The organism is Micromonospora sp. RV43 (assembly GCF_001029515.1).
GTDB lineage: Bacteria > Actinomycetota > Actinomycetes > Mycobacteriales > Micromonosporaceae > Micromonospora > Micromonospora aurantiaca.
The window spans coordinates 1-14,623 of record NZ_LEKG01000049.1 but is presented as its reverse complement, the minus strand read 5'-3'; the positions used below and the strand labels follow the sequence as shown (position 1 = coordinate 14,623).

Sequence of the window (14,623 nt, the reverse complement as noted above, 5' to 3'; positions counted from 1 at the left end):
TTGCCGGCCCATCTCCCAGCAGCCCACCACCGGGCACGCACCCCAGGCCGGGGTGGTGTCGGTGTGCCCGTCCGGGCAGGGCTGCGGGACCTCTGCCAGCCCGTCTGGCGTCCGTACGTACCGCTGCACCCATCCACTCTAGGAGACCCAACGTGACGACCTTTGGCCGTGAGCCCACGCTCTACATCCAGGCGCTGAGCGCCCTCCTCGGCGTGCTCGTGACCTTCGGCATCGACGGCCTGTCCGCCGAGCAGTCCGCCGCGATCATCGCCGTGCTGTCCGCCGTCCTCGCCGCCGTCAACGCGACGCTGGTCCGGCCCGTCGCGCCGGCTGCGTTCACCGGCCTCGTCACCGCCGTCGCCGTGCTCGTCGCCGCGTACGGCCTCGACGTGTCGCAGGAGACCGTCGGCGCCGTCCAGGTCGCCGTGGTCGGTGTGCTGGCGTTGCTGACCCGCAACCAGGTGACGCCGAAGACGACGCCGGCCGCGCAGCTGCGCCGGAGCTGACCCACACCCCCAGCTGCACGAGAGAGCGCCCCTCCTGGCTTCGGCCGGGAGGGGCGCTCTCTGCATGTTCGAGTCGGGAAAGTTGACCTTGGGGCCGGTTGCCCGGCCCCCGGGGCGTCAGCTGATCGGGTCGTAGCCGAGGCGGGCCACCACCTGCTCGTACTGGCGGACCGTGAACCGGTAGCCCATCCCGTCCGGGTTCATCGCCTTGAGCTGGTCTGCCAGGCGGCGGGCCTCGGCGAGGTCGCGGGCGTCGGCGTCGGTGGCGGTGGCGGTGGCCTGGATCGTGGTCTGCATCTCGGTCTCCCTCTCGCTCTCTGTACCTAAATTCTACAGTGCCCTAGCATTCCGCGCAATAGGGTGGCCTAGAATTTCCCGGCGGAGGGCGACCCGCGCCCTCGCCCGCCGCCGGCCCGCCGGCTGCTCAGTAGAGGTGGCCCCAGGCGCGCTCCGCTGCCGCCTTGCAGGCCGGGTGGGCGACCTCGCCGGTCTCGGCGCAGATCGCGTGGGCCTCGCCGGGGGCGATCTGGCCCAGGCAGCCCGTGCACTGGCTGGCGGTCTCGCAGTCGGGGCAGGCGTGGCTGGCCTTGTGCGCCTCGGCGTCGCAGAACTTCTTGCTGCTGTGCCAGGTGAAGCTCGCCATCTCGGTGCCCCTCTCGCTGCCTGTGCCTAAATTCTATAGCGCCCTAGCATTATCCGCAATAGGGTGGTGTAGAATTTTGGCATGGACACGCTCCGCGCCCTCGCCGACCAGCTCGCCGCCGCTGCGGCCGCCGCCGACCCGCTGCACCGCTACCAGGCTCTACGCGACCTCGCCCCGGCACTGAAGGGCGCGATCGCCGCTGAGATGGACGCGGCCATCGCCGAGGCCCGCGACATCCAGCCCGAGGACCAGGTCGCCGAGCGCGCCGGCGTGACGGTCCACGAGGTGCGTCGCCGGGTCACCGCGCACCGCAAGCGCACGGGGCCGCCGCGCGGGCCTGGGCGCCCGGGGCGGGCGGCCGAGTAGCGCGCGTACGCAAAGCGCCCCGCCTGGCTGCGGCCGGGCGGGGCGCTCTGCTGCTGTCGGGTCTCGTCACCGTGCGTTGGGTGGCGCATACTGTGGGGCGTGACTGCTGCTGGTTGGCGCCTGAACCCGCCCGAGCCTTACCGCCGCGCCTCGGTGCGGGAGCGGGTCCGGCTCGCCCTGGCCCGGCTCGCTCGCGCCATTACCGCGAGGTCGTGAGCTTGCACTGCACCGTGCCGGCCGCCCGGTCCCGGACCCGGGTGGTGCCGTCGGTGATCTCGCAGGACAGCGGGTCCGTGCGGTGCCCGGTGGCCGTGATCGTGATGGTGATCCGCAGCCCGGAGGTGTAGTCGAGGGTCTGCCGGTACGCGCCGCCGGCGACCGACTTGCGGGTGTAGTCGCCCCGGTCGTCGCCGGCTTTCGCCGCGCGGACCACGACGGAGTATGGGCCGTCGCCGCTGGCGTTGATGACGGCGGTCATCTTCCGCTTCGGGTCGACCTGCCGGTCGGCGGGGTCGCGGTCGCTGCGGGTGCCCTCGCCGTCGCAGGCGAGTCCGACGGCGAGCAGGGCGACGGCGGCCGCGACCTTGACGGCGCGGCGGGGGTGACGAGAATCGAGCATGATGATCAGGCCTCCTTGGTGGTCTGGTCGAGGCCCCGGCCGGCGCTGCGATCGCCGCGTCCGGGGCCGCCCCTGTGTTGGGGCGGGCTGGTGGGCGTCCGCCGGGGCGGTACGCGGGTGGCTGGCGGCCGCGGCTGTCCGCTGGCGGGCCGGGCGGCGCGCCGGGTGGCCGGGCTGGACAGGACCTCCACGCCGGCGGTGACGTCGATGTAGAGCTCGCGCTTGGCGGTGGCGTCACCCGCGGCGTTGAGGACGTAGCCGGTCACCCAGGCGCTGCCCTGGTAGGTGGGGCGGGGGTCGACGGAGACGACCCGGATGGTGAGCGCGCGGTCGCCGCCGTACTGGACGCCGGCGGCGCGGCCGATGCGCAGCACGGTGCCCGCGGTCCAGGTCTTGGCTACTGGGTCCACGAGATGAACCGCTCGTTCAGCTCGTGCGCCGGGGTGGCGGTCAGTTCGGCCGCGGCAGCGAAGAGCAGCTGCCCGATGTAGATGGCGAGATCGGCGCGGCCCGGGCCGTACGCCTCGGCCAGGATGGTGCGCGCCGGCGAGCATGGCCAGGCGGCGCCGCCGCAGGCCGGGCAGGTCCAGGCGGGCTGCTCGGGTACGTGGGCGCCGCCGAGCAGCTGGGGCAGGGCTTCGAGGCTGCGGGCGATGGTGCGCGGACTCATCAGGTCGCGGTCCGCCTGGGCGCGGTGGCGGCGGGCGAGCCATTCCGTCATCGTGCGCCTCCCCTCGGTCATGATTTGCGTACGCAAAACGCTGTGCTACCGAGTGTGAGGAGGATCTGCTGGCCCGTCAAGGATTTGCGTACGCATACTGGTGGCGTGATCGGACGAAGGGAGGATCCATGACCGGGTATCGGGAGATCGCCGCGCAGCTGCGCGCGGCGATCGAGTCCGGGCAGTACCCGCCGGGCAGCCAGCTGCCGACCGAGCACGACCTGGCCGCGCAGCACGGAGTGTCCCGGGAGACGGTGCGCCGCGCCCTGGCCACGCTGAAGGCGGCCGGCTTGCTGACGTCGGCCACCAAGCAGGGCACGACGGTGGCGCGGCCACCGGTGCGGCTGGAGCTGGCGCACTACGCCGGGTCCGCCGACCCGGCGCGGCCGGGCCGGGAGCTGGGCCCGTGGGAGACCGCGTGCGCCGAGCAGGGCGTGGCCGGCCGCGCGGAGGTGGTCGACGTCGCGGTGGTGCCGGCGTCGCCGGCGGTAGCCGCTCGGTTCGGGGCCGCGGCCGGGACGCCGCTGGTCCGGCGGACCCGGCGGATGTACGCCGGAGACGACCTGGCCCAGCTCCAGGAGTCGTACGTACTCGAGGAAATCGCGGCCGGTACACCGCTGGCGGGCGAGGGCAAGCTGGTCGGCGGTCTGTACGCGGCAGCCCGGGCCGTCGGCGTCGACCTGGCCGACGCCACCGAGGAGGTCGCGGCGCGGCTGCCGACCGCGGCCGAGCAGGACGCGCTCGGGCTGCCGGACGCGGCGTGGGTGCTGGAGACCTGGCGGGCGACCCGGGACCGGGACGGCCGTGTGGTCGAGGTACTGCACAGCGTCTCGGACGCGCGCCGGGTGGCGCGCGTGTACGGAGCGCTGCCCATCGGCTGATCCGCGCGCTGATCCCACCCCCCCCCTCTGCCGGCCCCGTGTGGCCGGCTTACTCATGCTCACGTGCCCACGTGTGGACGTGAGGATGACGCGCCATAGCGTGACCGTCCATGATCGACCCTGCGTCGGGTGTGCCCGCGTGGCGCCAGCTCGCCGACGATCTGCGGCGGCGGGTCGTCACCGGCGAGTGGCGGCCGGGCACGCGCCTGCCGTCGGAGACCCGACTCATGCAGGAGACCGGCGCCGGCCGGACCACCGTCCGCCGGGCGATCGCCGCGCTCCGCGCCGAGGGCGTGGTGGAGGTGCTGCACGGCTGGGGCACTCGCGTGCCGGAGCGGCGGGAGCCCGAGAGCGTTCAGGCGGGACCGGGGTCGGTGATCACGACCCGGATGCCGACGCCACAGGAACGTGCGACGTTCCGGGTGCCCGACGGCGTGCCGATGCTCGTGGTGACCGGCCCTGACGGGCTGGCGGACGCTTATCCGGGTGACCGCGTCCGGGTCGAGGTGCAGTGGCCATAGCACCCCCGGCTTCCGATATAGGCTCTTTACGCGATTTTGCAAGTCTCGCCACAAAGAATTGATGAGGCGACAAGCTGCATTGATGGGCACCTTAGTGATCGCTCACGCTCGGTGCATGGTGCTGGGATGCTGACAAGCTGTCAGCTACAGATCGTGTCCCCGGTAGCATCGATACCCGGCGCTGTCCAGACCCCCGTAGGGCCGACAGCCGCCGCTCATCTGATCGGGGGTACCGCGCTCCGGCAGGCCGGGTGTTTGATCAGTCTCCTTAACTCTTCATTAAGCAAAATTTTGCGTGGGGGAAATGAGGGGATCCTGGATGCCGATCAAGGGATTAGTCGCCGGCGTTCTGGTCGCGTGGATGCTGGTGGCGACCGTGGGAGCGCGATACCTCAGCGACCGCGCTTTTGTGCTCGCCGTCAGCGCCGTAATGGTGGTCACGCTTCAGGTGGCCCAGCGGCCGGCGGTGCTGCTGGAGGTGCTGCGCCTGGGCGAGTGGATCGGGTGGCGCCGCGCGCAGGCGTCTCGTCGTAGCCTCGTGGACTCTCCGACCGTTGACCTGAGTCAGTACCGTCAGCAGCGGCAGCAAGATCGACGGGTACACCACGGGTACAACTGAGGCCGGTAAACAAGGGTAGAACCGAGTAAAGTCCGGTAGGTGAAAGTCCAGCTCAGACCGCAGATCACGCGGTGAGTCGAGGCCATGAAGAGGCGGGTCGCCGGCACGGGACCTGCCGGCGAGGAGCCGGTCATCAGCACCATCTACCTGCGGCAACACGCCGCCAAGATCGTTGGGAACACGGCGGGTACAACTCGGACCAGATCCGCCGGCCGGCACCGGGCGCCGTCGCTCGTCCGTGAGTACGCCGAGGGCATGTGGTGGGGTTTCTGCAACCCCGGCCAGGCAGTGCGCGAGGCGTGGTTCGACTGGCGCCGCTCGCAGGGCCCGCGCCCGCCTGTCGTCGAGCCGGCGCCGCCGACGGCGAGCACCCCCGGCAGCGCCCGGGCCAGGGTTCTCGACGCGGCCAGGCGAGCGCACGACAGCGTCTGCGCGTGCGACCCGAGGTACGTCATGTCGTGCCCGGTCATGGCCCGGGCGATCCTTGCCCTCGGTCCCCGGTTCCGCTGACTACGGGCGAACGACGAAGCCCCGGCCAGGCTGGCCGGGGCTTCGAGGTTGGCTGAGGCTCAGACGTACTCGAGGAGCATCTCCCGGGGCCGGTAGTCGGCTCCGAGGTCGTCCGCGGCTTCCCACGGCGTTGCTCCGCCGATGGCATGGATGGCTGTCCGCGTGATCATCAGCGACTTCTCCACCGCTTCGGCTTCGCTGTCGGCGGTGATCAGCAGCTCGACGAGCACCCGGCCCTGGGTGGCATCGGTGGCGGTGGCGGCATCACTGACGTCTTCGTTGCACGCCTCCAGGTCGAGCAGGGCTTGCATGAGCCGCTCACCCTCGACGTGCAGGTCCTCGGCGGTGAGGCGGCGGCCTTCGGTGGTACGGACATCGAAGTGTCGGCCGATCTGGACTTGGATCATTGACGCTTCCCTCCGTCCTGGTCGTCGTCTTCCTGGCTCGTCCAGCACGACAGACGCATCGCCCACTTGAGGGCGTGGTTGCCGTGGTAGGGGCTGGACGGCGTGAGGTGGAGTTGTCGTTGGTGCTGGCCACAGGGGCAGCGCAGCGTGTAGTAGGTAGGCGGATCCTTGATCGTGTACCCGTGTCGGTCGAATACACGCAGTACCTTTTCTAGATCCTTATTTGGGTGCTTTTTCCAGTACCCCAATAGTGCCTCCCTACGGGTGCTTCAGGGTAGCGGTTGTGAAAAGAAGCGCAAGCCCTGAGAAGTAAAAGAGGCAAAGCGGGCGAGTCATTCGCGTCACCGGGCTGCCGCCGGACGCCGGCCGTCCGGCCGCTTGAGCGCGGCGTCGACGAGCGTGCGGACCTGCTCGGTGGCCTCGGGCCAGAGCCCGGCGTAGGTGTTGAGCGTGATGGTCGGGTTGGCGTGTCCGAGGGCCAGCTGCACGGTGGTGACGCTCGCGCCGGCGGCGATGAGCAGGGTGGCGTAGTAGTGCCGTAGGGCGTGCATCGTGTAGTCCTCGGGAAGGCCGGCCGCCGCGCAGGCCCGCCGCCACGGCTTGCTGAAGCTGCCTCGGTGGATCGGCTTGCCGGCCGCGTTGAGGAAGATCAGCTTCGCTTTGCGGGTGCGTGGCCGGCGGGGGTCGGTGAGGTCGTCGACCTCCACCTCCCGGATCGGGTGCCGCTTCAGGTGCTCGGCGAGCGCCTCGGCGGTGACGTCGGGCAGGTCCAGGTCCCGGACGCTGGTGGACGTCTTCGGCGGCGCCAGGAACGGCTTGCGCCCGCTGATGACCTTGAGCTGCTGCACGACGTGGATCCGCCGGCGCAGGAAGTCGACGTGCTCCAGTTCCAGGCCCCAGATCTCGCCCTGCCGCAGTCCTGCGCCGGCGGCGACGTACACCTGCGCCCGGTAGTGGCCGCCCTGGGCGTACGGCCGGCCGGCCGGGGCGAACCCGTCGGCCAGGGCGTGGACCTCGTCGGTGGTGGCGATGTACCGCTTGGCGACGACCAGCTCGGGCAGGGTGATGCCCTGGCACGGCGAGTGGCCGATGACCCGGTCGAGCACGGCGGCGCGGAACATGCCGGCCAGGTAGGCGTAGACCGGGTGCAGTGACGACGGCTCCAGCACCTTGGCACGGTCGAGCACCCACGCCTGGACGTGGCTGCGGCGGGCCTGCGCGATCGCCATCCGGCCCAGCGGGGTGGGCGCGATGTGCAGCCGGTGCGCCCACTCGGTCTTGATCTCGGTGGAGTCGGCGTGCAGCTGGAGCTTGCGCCACTCGGCGAAGTAGTTCGCCACGGTGACCTTGCCGGCGGTCGGGTCGACGTAGACGCCGCGGCTGACGTCGGCGCGCATCCGGGCGTCGTGTGCCTCTGCGTCGGCCTTGCGCTCGAACAGCAGCGCCTTCGGCTTGCCCTCGTCGTCGATGTATCGGACGCGCCAGCGCTTGCCGCGGCCGTACCGGGACGAGCGCAGTCGCTCGTCGTTCGGGCCGCGCTTGGTGAGGTACCAGAGGTCGTCGACGGGCACGCCGCTCCCCCGATCGGTCAGGTGGGCCGGGCGACCCGGCGGGCCATCGCGAGCAGGCGCTCGGCGAACGAAGCCCGCTCGTCGACGTGCTGCTGCTGGAGCCGTCGGATCTCGCCGACCAGGTCTGACTTGACGTCCTCGGGCAGATCCGAGGCCATGATCATGCGGATCGACTCTTCGTCCTCGGCGGGCAGATCGCTCGGGACGGCGACGCCCAGATCGTCGTGGCTGTAGAAGCCGACGTCGATGAGTAGCTGCGTGGTGTTCAGGTCGAAGACCCTGGCCACCTCGCGGACGCTCTCCTCACTGACGTCGACCTCTTGCTCCAGCCAGCGACGGACGGTCTTGATGTCGACGCCGACGTCGCGGGCGAACTGTGCCTTGTTGCGGCGCGGGATGGTGTCGAGCGCGGCATTGACGATGCCGGCCCATGCCGCACGGTCGACTCCTCCTCGGCGCATAGAAGCACGATACCGGACACGTATGCCCTTAGAAATGGGCGGACGTGTCCGGGCGTGCGCGCCCGTTTTCACCCCTGGACTCACCGGCCGGGTGATCGTCATGCGTCGATGGCTGGACATGCGGGGAACTGTAGCGGGGCACGCATGCCCTGTAAATGGCGCGAACGAATTCTGCCGGTGCACTGGACAGGGCATGCATGCCCTGTTTAGAGTGCCCTCATGAGTCAGGACATGGATGCCACGGAGCAGGGCGCGCAAGCCGCGATCCGGCTGCGGGAAGAGCAGTTCGACGCCATGACAAGCCTGCTCGGTTACGGCAACGACACCACGCGCGCCAAGCTGATCGGCGTCTGGCCGAAGACCGTGCGCCGTGCTCGCGAAGGCATCATCGGCGAGCGGTTCATGGCCCAGACCGTGGCGGCGCTGGGTCAGCACGCCGACCGGCTGGCCGAGTACAACCTGCGCCCCACGCTGAACGACCTCTTCGAGGTCGTCTCGGCGCGCGCCGACCAGGCGGCCTGAGATGCCGACGACGGCTGCCCCACGCCGGGAGCGGATGGCGTCGCTGGCCGAGGTCGCGGAGTACCTCGGTGTCAGCCCGCAGACGCTCTACAACTGGCGGCACAAGGGCATCGGCCCGAAGAGCCGCAAGGTCGGCGGCCTGGTCAAGTACCGCCTGGCCGACGTCGACGCCTGGCTGGAGTCCCGCAGCCGCGGTGACGCCGGATGACCGGGGTCTCGCTCGCTGCGGGCACCAAGCCCGGCCCGGCCCGACCGGCCGACACCCGGCCGCCGGCCAAACCGGCTCAGCCCGCCAAGCCCGCCAAGCCCAAGCGCAACGAAGGGGTCACGCCCGCTGGAACGGCCGTGACCCCGGAATCCCGTACCCGCACCAACCCACTCAGGAAGGAACTGGTCGAGATGAACAACGTACCTGCCACCCCCGAGGTGGCGCAGCTCCCGCACGTCGAGCGCGCTATGGCCGACGCCGCCGGGCAGGACGCCGTGGTCCGGATCGCCCGCGCCGGCATCCTCCGGGCGATCAGCCGTGAGTGCTACGCCGTGGACCAGGACGCGCTGCCCGCGCCGGAGACGGTGACGGTCCACGGCGACAACCGGGTGTCGCTGCTGTTCGACACGGCCGCCGAGGTGACCGCCTGGGCGGAGCGGCACGGCAACGCCGGCGACGTCCGGGAGACGCACCAGGTCGACCCGGAGGGCCGCCGGTGGCACTTCGCCGCGGCCCGGATCGTGTGGCGCGGTTTCAACGTGTCGCTGGGCGCCGCCGAGCGCACCTCGGCGGTGGCGGCATGACGGCGGCGGAGCGTCCGACGTACGTGCCGGGCGACCTGGTGGCGATCGCCATCCGCCAGGCAACGGTTCTGCAAGTCGGTCAGTCCGGCAACTGGATCCGCGTCTCGGGCGAGGACGGGGCCCAGTACGAGATCCCGTTGCACCACCAGGACGTGACCGTCGAGCGGGTGGCGCCGGCGGAGTGGCCGCCGGTCCTCGGTGACCTGTGGCGCGACTCCACGGGCGACCTGTGGTTCGCGACGCTGAAGGCCGCCCGTGTCGGTGACGACGGCCGTGTCTTCGAGAGCGCCCGGCTGGTGATGGCACCGGCGCGGGAGACGCCGCACCTCTACCGCGAGCAGCGCATCGCCCCGGACAAGCTGCTCAGCCAGTACGGCCCGCTGGAGCTGGTGCACCGCGAGCCGCAGCCCGCCGACCCGGACGGCGACGAGTGATGGCCGCCGACATCCTGGCGGGCATCGCCACGGGCATCCGCGAGGCCGCCGGTGAGGTCGCCGGCCTGGCGCTGATCACCGCCGTGGTCGCCGTGCTTGCCTGGTACGGCCGGCGTCAGGAGGTCCGGCGCGCGGCCGAGCGCCGGGCCCGGGCGGAGGCCCGGCGTCGGCCGCCGGCGCTGGACCCGGCCGAGCTGCCCGACGCGGTGGACCCGTGGCCGGACGCCGACGACGACCACGAGATGTTCCGGCTCAACCGGTGGGACGTGCTGCTGCCGGCGGGTGTGTGGTGACCGCGCGGACGCTGGTGCGGGTGCCGGCCCAGCCGGGCCCGCCGCGCGCCGAGCAGGATCCGGAGGCCACGTGGCACCTGGTCGTCGCGGCGCAGGCCGGTGACCGGGACGCGTTCGGGCAGCTCTACGCCCGCTACCGCGACGTCGTCTTCCGCTTCATCTACTTCCGCAGCGGCAACCGGTTGTTCGCCGAGGACCTCACGTCCGAGACGTTCATCCGGGCGCTGCGCCGGATCGAGACCGTGCAGTGGCAGGGCCGGGACATCGGCGCGTGGTTCGTCACGATCGCCCGCAACATCGTGGCCGACCACTACAAGTCCGGCCGCTACCGGCGGGAGTACATCACCGCCGACGTGCACGACCCCGATTCCGGCATGGACCGCTACGACCGCAGCCTCGAAGGGGATCCGGCCGGGGCCACGGTCGCGCACCTCGTCAACGTGGAGCTGCTCACCGCCGTCAAGACCCTGACCGTCGAGCAGCAGGACGTGATCGTCCTGCGGTTCCTCCACGGCCTCTCCGTCGCCGAGACCGCCGCCGCGGTCGGCAAGAACGAGGGCGCCGTCAAGGCCATCACGTACCGGGCCTGCCGCACCCTCGCGCGGCTGCTGCCCCCCAGCATCCGGGAGACCTCGTGACCACCGACCCGACCACCGCCGCCGTGACCATCGCCGCCGTCCTGGCCGCCGGCCTGACCCTCGGCGCGATCCTGGCCGGCCTGGCCGCCCGTAGCCGCCAGCTCGACGACAGCGACCGGCACGCCCGCGCGTTCCGGGCGCTGCTCGCCCTGGCCGGGGAGACCGTCGACCCGGTCCACCGGGCCCGGCTGATGCGCGGCGCCGCCGACATCTGGGACAACCTGCTCCCCGACGGCATCGCCCTGGAGGTCACCGCCCCGCCGCCCCTCACCCCGGCGTACGCGCACCGGCTGCTCGACGCCTACGCCACCGGCGACCCGATCGACTTCTCCGGCTGCTGGGTGCCCCCGGACATCCAGGGCCGCGTCCGGGCGATCGTCGCCGGCGCCAGCGAGACCACCGCCCGCATCCCCCGCCCGGCCGGCGACGACCGGCTGGCCCGGACGAGGACCAGCGATGGGTGAGCCCAAGAACTGCTCGGAGTGCGGACGCCGTCTCCGCACCGCGGCCAGCCGCGCCCGCGGCATCGGCCCGGTCTGCGAGGCGAAGATCCGCCCGCCGCAGCCCGCGCCGGCCACGCTGCCCGGCCTGTCCGGGCAGCGTGGCCCGGCCGGCCAGGACGGCCCGGACCTGCTCGACACCGACGACGAGGACGGCCCGCAGTGAGCGCCGCGAAGAGCACCCCGGCGCCGCGGCCCTGCCCGACGTTCGAGCCGGACACCGAGCTGGGCACCGACTGGCGCGGCGAGCGGCAGATCTGCCGCAACTGCCGCCGCCCGGGCACGGCGGATGACGCGGCGCACCGCCCGCCGTCGCCCCCGCCCGTCCCGAAGACCCGCATCTCGCCCGCGCTCGCCGCGGCCGCTCAGGCCCGCGACGCCGCGATCCTCGGCGAGCACGACCCGGAGGAGTACCGGTGACCGAGCGCCTGACCGACGACGAGTGGCGCGCGGTGGCCGCGAGCCGGCCCGGCTACGCCACGTACCCGGTCGGCCGGCCGTGCCAGCCGGAGCGCCTCGGCCAGCTGCCGCCGCTGCGGCGGCTCCTGCCGGTGTGCAAGCACGGCTACGTGGCGCTGGTTAACCGCAACGCAGTGATCGTGCACCCGGACGGCGTGCAGTGCCACAACCCGAGGCCCTGGCGCAGCACCAGCACCAGCACCGAGCCCGCCGCGGAGCAGCCCGCGCCAGCCGCGCTCCCCGCGGTCGAGCGCGTCGCCGCGGTGCTCGACGGCCGTCCGCCTGCGACGGACACCGAGCCGCCGCCAGCGACCTTGGCCGCGCTGCCGCCCGCTCCGGTGTTCGACTTCCAGCCGCACCGGCTCGCCCACCGCCGGTGGTGGCAGCCCCGCTGGCACTGGGCCGTCATCGCCGCAGACAACGGCGTACGCCACGGCTACGCCTGGACCGAGGCCGGTGCCCGCCGCCGTACGGCCCGGGTGGCCCGGAGGGCAGCGCGGTGACCGTCGACGAGCTGACCGTGCGGTCCACCGAGCCGGCTGCCCGCGAGCGCGCGGAGCGGATTCGCGCCGGGATCCACAACTACCTGGAGACCCTCGCCGAGATCGCCCTCGCCTGGGAGCGCCGCGACTGGCAGGTACTCGAGTACGCGGACTGGCAGGCGTACGTGGATGGCGAGTTCGGCGCCGACCGGTTGAAGCTGCCCACCGAGCACCGGCAGAAGGCCGTCGCGGAGCTGCGGCTGGCCGGCATGTCCACCCGGGCGATCGGCACGGCGCTCGGCGTCGGGCAGAGCACGGTCCGCGACGACCTCCGGCAACTGAGTGGAACCACTCAGTTGCCGGACAAGGTCCGTGGCACCGACGGCCGGGAGCGCCCGGCGTCGCGGCCGCCGGCCGCCGCCGTACCGCCGGCCCTGGCCGGCCACGGCCCGGCGCCGACCGAGCGGGTGTGGATCGCGGCGGCCCGCAAGGCCATCGCGGCCCATGCGCTCAAGTCGACGCTGCTGACTCGGTGCAGCCGGGCGACCCGCACTGGGCTGACTCTGACCGCCGAGCAGGCGGCTGACCGCTGGCAGGCCACCTGGTGCCAGGTTTGCTGGCCGCCGCAGGAGACCACCCGTTTCGCGGCGGGTGACACGGCCCCGACCGGGCCGTCCGACGAGACCCATGTCCCCCGGGCCTCGCGGGAAGCCGGGGTGGAGATTCGCGACTCCGCCCCGGCGGGCACCCCAACCCAGACGGCCGCCGGCGTCGAGTTCCCGTCGGCGGATGGAGCGGCCGAGACCGACGGCGATACCAGGAGCGTCGCCGTCACCGAGTCCGCTCCAGCTCCCGCCCCACCGGCCGCTTCCCTGGCCGGTGGGGCGGGGGTAAGCCCCGACTCGGAGCGGCCCGGCTGGTGCTGCGGGTCGACCACGCTTGACGACGTGTGGCACTGCCGCGGCTGCGGCAACCACTGGCGCCGCACGTCCACCGGCCCTGGTGCGTCGACGTGCCCGCGCTGTGGCATGGCCGCGGACTGGCGGTCCGTGCCGGTCACCGGCCGACCGTCGTCGGGCGACCTGACGCTGGCCCAGATCGGCCGGCTGCGCGCCGTGTTCGCCTGGGCCCGGGCCGGCCTGGCCAGCCACCCACGCGACCAGCAGGGACGAGGGAAGCCCTGCACCCTCGGCATGGAGTACGCGCCCGGCGAGCCGACCCCGCCGCTGCCGCTCGACGGCCGCGACGGACAGCCCCTCGCGCACGTACAGGTGTCGTGGGACGACGGCGCGCTCTGGGTGTTCTGGCGGTCGGACAAGTACGTCCTGAGTAACGCCGACCTGCCGCCGGTTGACGTCGACCAGTCGATCGACCTGCTCTGCGCGCTCGGGATCGTGCCGGCCCGGTTCTCCCGCCAGTACGTCGCCGGCGTCCAAGACGGACTGCGCCGGGGCTCGGCGATCGACGGCGAACTGGTCGACCAGCGATGACGGCGCCGCTGCTCGCCCGGCCCGGTGTGTGGCTGGTGGCCAGCGCCGCGCTCGGCCGGCCCGTCACCGCCGCCGACAACCCGCACATCTGCGGGACCACGGTGTGGGAGACCAGGTCGGGCCAGCCGTACCGCTACACCAAGCGCGACTGCCCGGCCTGCCCGCCGCGCGCCCCGGGTGGCGAGCGGTGACCCGCGACGAGCTGCTCGCCGAGCTGGTGGTGGAGCGGTACGGCCCGCGGCCGCTCCCGCCGGTCATCCCGGAGCCGCTCGTCCGGCCCGGCGTCGACCTGGCCGCTCCCCCGCCGCCGCGCCGTCGCGGGCACCTGGTGGTGCTCGACGGCGGCACCACCACGAACGCCGCCTGACTGACCTCGCATGAACGGAGACACCCTGATGGAGATCGCCCTGGACACCGACCAGGTGCAGTTGCTGGTCGCCGTCGAGCAGCGCCGCGTCCACGCCGACCCCCGCTACCGCGCGCCGGACTTCGAGCGCGACCCCGGCCCGCCCGTCGTGCTCAAGCGGGCCACCCAGCGCCTCCAGCCGCTCAAGCGCATGCACCTGGTGCAGCTGGTCGACGAGAGCGAGGCCGACCAGTTCGGCGTGCGCCTCTACAAGCTGACCGCCCGCGGGGAGCAGGTCCTGGCCCAGGTCCGCGACATGGAGGCCGCCGCCCGCGCCGAGGCCGGCGCCTGATGGCATCCACCGCGCCGACCATCACCAGCCGCACCCAGTACGAGGTGCTGCGGCTGTTCGCCCAGGGCAAGACCGAGCTGGCGATCGCCGACTACACCACGCTGAACATCAGCGCGGTCCGCCGCACGATCAACGAACTGGCCGCCGGGGATCGGGAGCTGGCCGCCACCGCGGTGGCCGCGTTCGAGCACCGCGCCTCGGCCGTCGCCGCCGCCCAGGGCAAGCCCGGCGTGCCCGGCACGCCCCGGATCACCACCGTGCCCCCGCCCGGGACTCTCCGCCCGCCCGCCGACGCGCCCCGGCCGGCGCCGCCGGCGGACACCCTCGCGCAGCTGCTGCACGACGCCGCCGCGTCACCGTCCCGCCGCGTGCAGGCCCTCGGCGACAAGCTGCGCGCGCTCGTCGACGAGCTGCGTACCGCGCTCGACCGGGAGCAGCAGGCCGCCGAGGCGCAGCGCCGCGTCGACGAGCTGGCCGCGCAGCTGGAGGA

At 72.7% G+C, this 14,623-nt stretch carries 28 protein-coding genes and 1 pseudogene; 21 read left to right on the top strand and 8 right to left on the bottom strand.

Going from position 1 to position 14,623, the window contains the following annotated elements:
• Positions 1-152 precede the first annotated feature (152 nt).
• The gene (locus ABD52_RS14585) at positions 153-506 is read left to right on the top strand and encodes a hypothetical protein (protein ID WP_047892145.1); all 354 of its coding nucleotides are present in this window, start codon (positions 153-155) and stop codon (positions 504-506) included.
• 117 nt (positions 507-623) lie between these two features.
• Here ABD52_RS14585 and ABD52_RS14580 read toward each other — a convergent pair whose 3' ends face one another.
• Together ABD52_RS14580 and ABD52_RS14575 are read right to left on the bottom strand one after the other, a co-directional pair.
• Positions 624-803, bottom strand: a complete 180-nt coding sequence (locus ABD52_RS14580) for a hypothetical protein (protein ID WP_047892144.1) — start codon at positions 801-803, stop codon at positions 624-626.
• Between the two features lie 127 nt (positions 804-930).
• On the bottom strand, positions 931-1,149 hold the full coding sequence (locus ABD52_RS14575; protein WP_047892143.1) for a hypothetical protein: 219 nt from the start codon (positions 1,147-1,149) through the stop codon (positions 931-933).
• 81 nt (positions 1,150-1,230) lie between these two features.
• Here ABD52_RS14575 and ABD52_RS14570 point away from each other — a divergent pair, with 81 nt between their 5' ends.
• Positions 1,231-1,515: a hypothetical protein gene (locus tag ABD52_RS14570; protein ID WP_047892142.1), complete on the top strand. Its 285-nt coding sequence runs from the start codon at positions 1,231-1,233 to the stop codon at positions 1,513-1,515.
• Between the two features lie 199 nt (positions 1,516-1,714).
• Here ABD52_RS14570 and ABD52_RS14565 read toward each other — a convergent pair whose 3' ends face one another.
• From ABD52_RS14565 to ABD52_RS14555, 3 genes are read right to left on the bottom strand one after another with little or no spacing between them, the layout of a single operon-like run.
• Positions 1,715-2,134, bottom strand: coding sequence for a hypothetical protein (locus ABD52_RS14565; protein ID WP_047892141.1), 420 nt, complete (start codon positions 2,132-2,134; stop codon positions 1,715-1,717).
• A 5-nt stretch (positions 2,135-2,139) separates the two neighbouring features.
• Positions 2,140-2,544: a hypothetical protein gene (locus tag ABD52_RS40190; RefSeq protein WP_063778307.1), complete on the bottom strand. Its 405-nt coding sequence runs from the start codon at positions 2,542-2,544 to the stop codon at positions 2,140-2,142.
• A complete protein-coding gene (locus ABD52_RS14555) occupies positions 2,532-2,855 on the bottom strand; it encodes a hypothetical protein (RefSeq protein WP_082171289.1) in 324 nt (107 codons plus the stop codon). Before ABD52_RS14555 ends, ABD52_RS40190 begins: the two co-directional genes overlap by 13 nt.
• 128 nt (positions 2,856-2,983) lie before the next feature.
• Between ABD52_RS14555 and ABD52_RS14550 the strand changes: the two genes are divergently transcribed.
• The 4 genes from ABD52_RS14550 (at position 2,984) to ABD52_RS14535 (ending at position 5,386) form a co-directional block, all read left to right on the top strand.
• Complete coding sequence (locus ABD52_RS14550) at positions 2,984-3,736, top strand: GntR family transcriptional regulator (protein ID WP_047892140.1); 753 nt, start codon at positions 2,984-2,986, stop codon at positions 3,734-3,736.
• Between the two features lie 110 nt (positions 3,737-3,846).
• Positions 3,847-4,257, top strand: coding sequence for a winged helix-turn-helix domain-containing protein (locus ABD52_RS14545; protein WP_030270563.1), 411 nt, complete (start codon positions 3,847-3,849; stop codon positions 4,255-4,257).
• A gap of 319 nt (positions 4,258-4,576) precedes the next feature.
• Positions 4,577-4,876, top strand: coding sequence for a hypothetical protein (locus ABD52_RS14540; RefSeq protein ID WP_030270561.1), 300 nt, complete (start codon positions 4,577-4,579; stop codon positions 4,874-4,876).
• Between the two features lie 84 nt (positions 4,877-4,960).
• A complete protein-coding gene (locus ABD52_RS14535; protein WP_047892139.1) occupies positions 4,961-5,386 on the top strand; it encodes a hypothetical protein in 426 nt (141 codons plus the stop codon).
• Positions 5,387-5,445: 59 nt separating this feature from the next.
• Here the strand turns inward: ABD52_RS14535 and ABD52_RS14530 are convergent, their stop codons facing one another.
• The 3 genes from ABD52_RS14530 to ABD52_RS14520 all read right to left on the bottom strand — a co-directional run bounded on the left by ABD52_RS14530 (position 5,446) and on the right by ABD52_RS14520 (position 7,825).
• Positions 5,446-5,793 (bottom strand): hypothetical protein, encoded by a 348-nt coding sequence (locus ABD52_RS14530; protein ID WP_052166155.1) that lies wholly within the window; start codon positions 5,791-5,793, stop codon positions 5,446-5,448.
• 341 nt (positions 5,794-6,134) lie between these two features.
• On the bottom strand, positions 6,135-7,364 hold the full coding sequence (locus tag ABD52_RS14525; protein WP_030270685.1) for a tyrosine-type recombinase/integrase: 1,230 nt from the start codon (positions 7,362-7,364) through the stop codon (positions 6,135-6,137).
• A 17-nt stretch (positions 7,365-7,381) separates the two neighbouring features.
• A complete protein-coding gene (locus ABD52_RS14520; protein WP_052166154.1) occupies positions 7,382-7,825 on the bottom strand; it encodes a hypothetical protein in 444 nt (147 codons plus the stop codon).
• 219 nt (positions 7,826-8,044) lie between these two features.
• Here ABD52_RS14520 and ABD52_RS14515 point away from each other — a divergent pair, with 219 nt between their 5' ends.
• From ABD52_RS14515 to ABD52_RS14445, 15 genes and pseudogenes are all read left to right on the top strand, one after another.
• Positions 8,045-8,347 carry a hypothetical protein gene (locus ABD52_RS14515; RefSeq protein WP_152748242.1) on the top strand — a complete coding sequence of 101 codons (303 nt, stop codon included), beginning with the start codon at positions 8,045-8,047 and terminating at the stop codon, positions 8,345-8,347.
• A gap of 1 nt (position 8,348) precedes the next feature.
• Complete coding sequence (locus ABD52_RS14510) at positions 8,349-8,555, top strand: AlpA family transcriptional regulator (protein ID WP_030270679.1); 207 nt, start codon at positions 8,349-8,351, stop codon at positions 8,553-8,555.
• Positions 8,552-9,139, top strand: coding sequence for a hypothetical protein (locus tag ABD52_RS14505; protein WP_030270678.1), 588 nt, complete (start codon positions 8,552-8,554; stop codon positions 9,137-9,139). The genes ABD52_RS14510 and ABD52_RS14505 overlap by 4 nt, the downstream gene beginning before the upstream one ends.
• Entirely contained in the window at positions 9,136-9,573 is a 438-nt protein-coding gene (locus tag ABD52_RS14500) for a hypothetical protein (protein WP_030270672.1), read from the top strand. The genes ABD52_RS14505 and ABD52_RS14500 overlap by 4 nt, the downstream gene beginning before the upstream one ends.
• Positions 9,573-9,866 carry a hypothetical protein gene (locus ABD52_RS40805; protein WP_030270670.1) on the top strand — a complete coding sequence of 98 codons (294 nt, stop codon included), beginning with the start codon at positions 9,573-9,575 and terminating at the stop codon, positions 9,864-9,866. Before ABD52_RS14500 ends, ABD52_RS40805 begins: the two co-directional genes overlap by 1 nt.
• Before the next feature lie 65 nt (positions 9,867-9,931).
• A pseudogene (locus ABD52_RS14490) lies at positions 9,932-10,504 on the top strand (sigma-70 family RNA polymerase sigma factor); the annotation flags it as partial.
• On the top strand, positions 10,501-10,968 hold the full coding sequence (locus ABD52_RS14485) for a hypothetical protein (protein WP_030270667.1): 468 nt from the start codon (positions 10,501-10,503) through the stop codon (positions 10,966-10,968). The pseudogene ABD52_RS14490 and the gene ABD52_RS14485, both read left to right, overlap by 4 nt.
• Positions 10,961-11,170: a DUF6011 domain-containing protein gene (locus ABD52_RS14480; protein WP_030270666.1), complete on the top strand. Its 210-nt coding sequence runs from the start codon at positions 10,961-10,963 to the stop codon at positions 11,168-11,170. Before ABD52_RS14485 ends, ABD52_RS14480 begins: the two co-directional genes overlap by 8 nt.
• Positions 11,167-11,424, top strand: coding sequence for a hypothetical protein (locus ABD52_RS14475; protein ID WP_030270665.1), 258 nt, complete (start codon positions 11,167-11,169; stop codon positions 11,422-11,424). Before ABD52_RS14480 ends, ABD52_RS14475 begins: the two co-directional genes overlap by 4 nt.
• Positions 11,421-11,966, top strand: coding sequence for a hypothetical protein (locus ABD52_RS14470; protein ID WP_030270664.1), 546 nt, complete (start codon positions 11,421-11,423; stop codon positions 11,964-11,966). Before ABD52_RS14475 ends, ABD52_RS14470 begins: the two co-directional genes overlap by 4 nt.
• The gene (locus tag ABD52_RS14465; protein ID WP_030270663.1) at positions 11,963-13,435 is read left to right on the top strand and encodes a hypothetical protein; all 1,473 of its coding nucleotides are present in this window, start codon (positions 11,963-11,965) and stop codon (positions 13,433-13,435) included. The genes ABD52_RS14470 and ABD52_RS14465 overlap by 4 nt, the downstream gene beginning before the upstream one ends.
• A complete protein-coding gene (locus ABD52_RS14460; RefSeq protein ID WP_030270662.1) occupies positions 13,432-13,626 on the top strand; it encodes a hypothetical protein in 195 nt (64 codons plus the stop codon). Before ABD52_RS14465 ends, ABD52_RS14460 begins: the two co-directional genes overlap by 4 nt.
• Positions 13,623-13,802, top strand: coding sequence for a hypothetical protein (locus ABD52_RS14455; RefSeq protein ID WP_030270661.1), 180 nt, complete (start codon positions 13,623-13,625; stop codon positions 13,800-13,802). The genes ABD52_RS14460 and ABD52_RS14455 overlap by 4 nt, the downstream gene beginning before the upstream one ends.
• A 10-nt stretch (positions 13,803-13,812) precedes the next feature.
• Positions 13,813-14,133 carry a hypothetical protein gene (locus ABD52_RS14450; protein ID WP_030270659.1) on the top strand — a complete coding sequence of 107 codons (321 nt, stop codon included), beginning with the start codon at positions 13,813-13,815 and terminating at the stop codon, positions 14,131-14,133.
• Positions 14,133-14,623, top strand: a 491-nt coding sequence (locus ABD52_RS14445) for a hypothetical protein (RefSeq protein ID WP_047892137.1), incomplete at its 3' end; no start/stop codon positions are given. The genes ABD52_RS14450 and ABD52_RS14445, both read left to right, overlap by 1 nt.

Bases quoted from the DNA above. Each gene is read 5' to 3' on its own strand.
- ABD52_RS14535 (WP_047892139.1), top strand. From the start codon at position 4,961: ATGAAGAGGCGGGTCGCCGGCACGGGACCTGCCGGCGAGGAGCCGGTC.
- ABD52_RS14505 (WP_030270678.1), top strand. From the start codon at position 8,552: ATGACCGGGGTCTCGCTCGCTGCGGGCACCAAGCCCGGCCCGGCCCGA.
- ABD52_RS14580 (WP_047892144.1), bottom strand. From the start codon at position 803: ATGCAGACCACGATCCAGGCCACCGCCACCGCCACCGACGCCGACGCC.
- ABD52_RS14575 (WP_047892143.1), bottom strand. From the start codon at position 1,149: ATGGCGAGCTTCACCTGGCACAGCAGCAAGAAGTTCTGCGACGCCGAG.
- ABD52_RS14550 (WP_047892140.1), top strand. From the start codon at position 2,984: ATGACCGGGTATCGGGAGATCGCCGCGCAGCTGCGCGCGGCGATCGAG.
- ABD52_RS14480 (WP_030270666.1), top strand. From the start codon at position 10,961: ATGGGTGAGCCCAAGAACTGCTCGGAGTGCGGACGCCGTCTCCGCACC.
- ABD52_RS14555 (WP_082171289.1), bottom strand. From the start codon at position 2,855: ATGACGGAATGGCTCGCCCGCCGCCACCGCGCCCAGGCGGACCGCGAC.
- ABD52_RS14515 (WP_152748242.1), top strand. From the start codon at position 8,045: ATGAGTCAGGACATGGATGCCACGGAGCAGGGCGCGCAAGCCGCGATC.
- ABD52_RS14570 (WP_047892142.1), top strand. From the start codon at position 1,231: ATGGACACGCTCCGCGCCCTCGCCGACCAGCTCGCCGCCGCTGCGGCC.
- ABD52_RS14540 (WP_030270561.1), top strand. From the start codon at position 4,577: ATGCCGATCAAGGGATTAGTCGCCGGCGTTCTGGTCGCGTGGATGCTG.
- ABD52_RS14510 (WP_030270679.1), top strand. From the start codon at position 8,349: ATGCCGACGACGGCTGCCCCACGCCGGGAGCGGATGGCGTCGCTGGCC.
- ABD52_RS14460 (WP_030270662.1), top strand. From the start codon at position 13,432: ATGACGGCGCCGCTGCTCGCCCGGCCCGGTGTGTGGCTGGTGGCCAGC.
- ABD52_RS14500 (WP_030270672.1), top strand. From the start codon at position 9,136: ATGACGGCGGCGGAGCGTCCGACGTACGTGCCGGGCGACCTGGTGGCG.
- ABD52_RS14565 (WP_047892141.1), bottom strand. From the start codon at position 2,134: ATGCTCGATTCTCGTCACCCCCGCCGCGCCGTCAAGGTCGCGGCCGCC.
- ABD52_RS14450 (WP_030270659.1), top strand. From the start codon at position 13,813: ATGAACGGAGACACCCTGATGGAGATCGCCCTGGACACCGACCAGGTG.
- ABD52_RS14530 (WP_052166155.1), bottom strand. From the start codon at position 5,793: ATGATCCAAGTCCAGATCGGCCGACACTTCGATGTCCGTACCACCGAA.
- ABD52_RS14520 (WP_052166154.1), bottom strand. From the start codon at position 7,825: ATGCGCCGAGGAGGAGTCGACCGTGCGGCATGGGCCGGCATCGTCAAT.
- ABD52_RS40805 (WP_030270670.1), top strand. From the start codon at position 9,573: ATGGCCGCCGACATCCTGGCGGGCATCGCCACGGGCATCCGCGAGGCC.
- ABD52_RS14545 (WP_030270563.1), top strand. From the start codon at position 3,847: ATGATCGACCCTGCGTCGGGTGTGCCCGCGTGGCGCCAGCTCGCCGAC.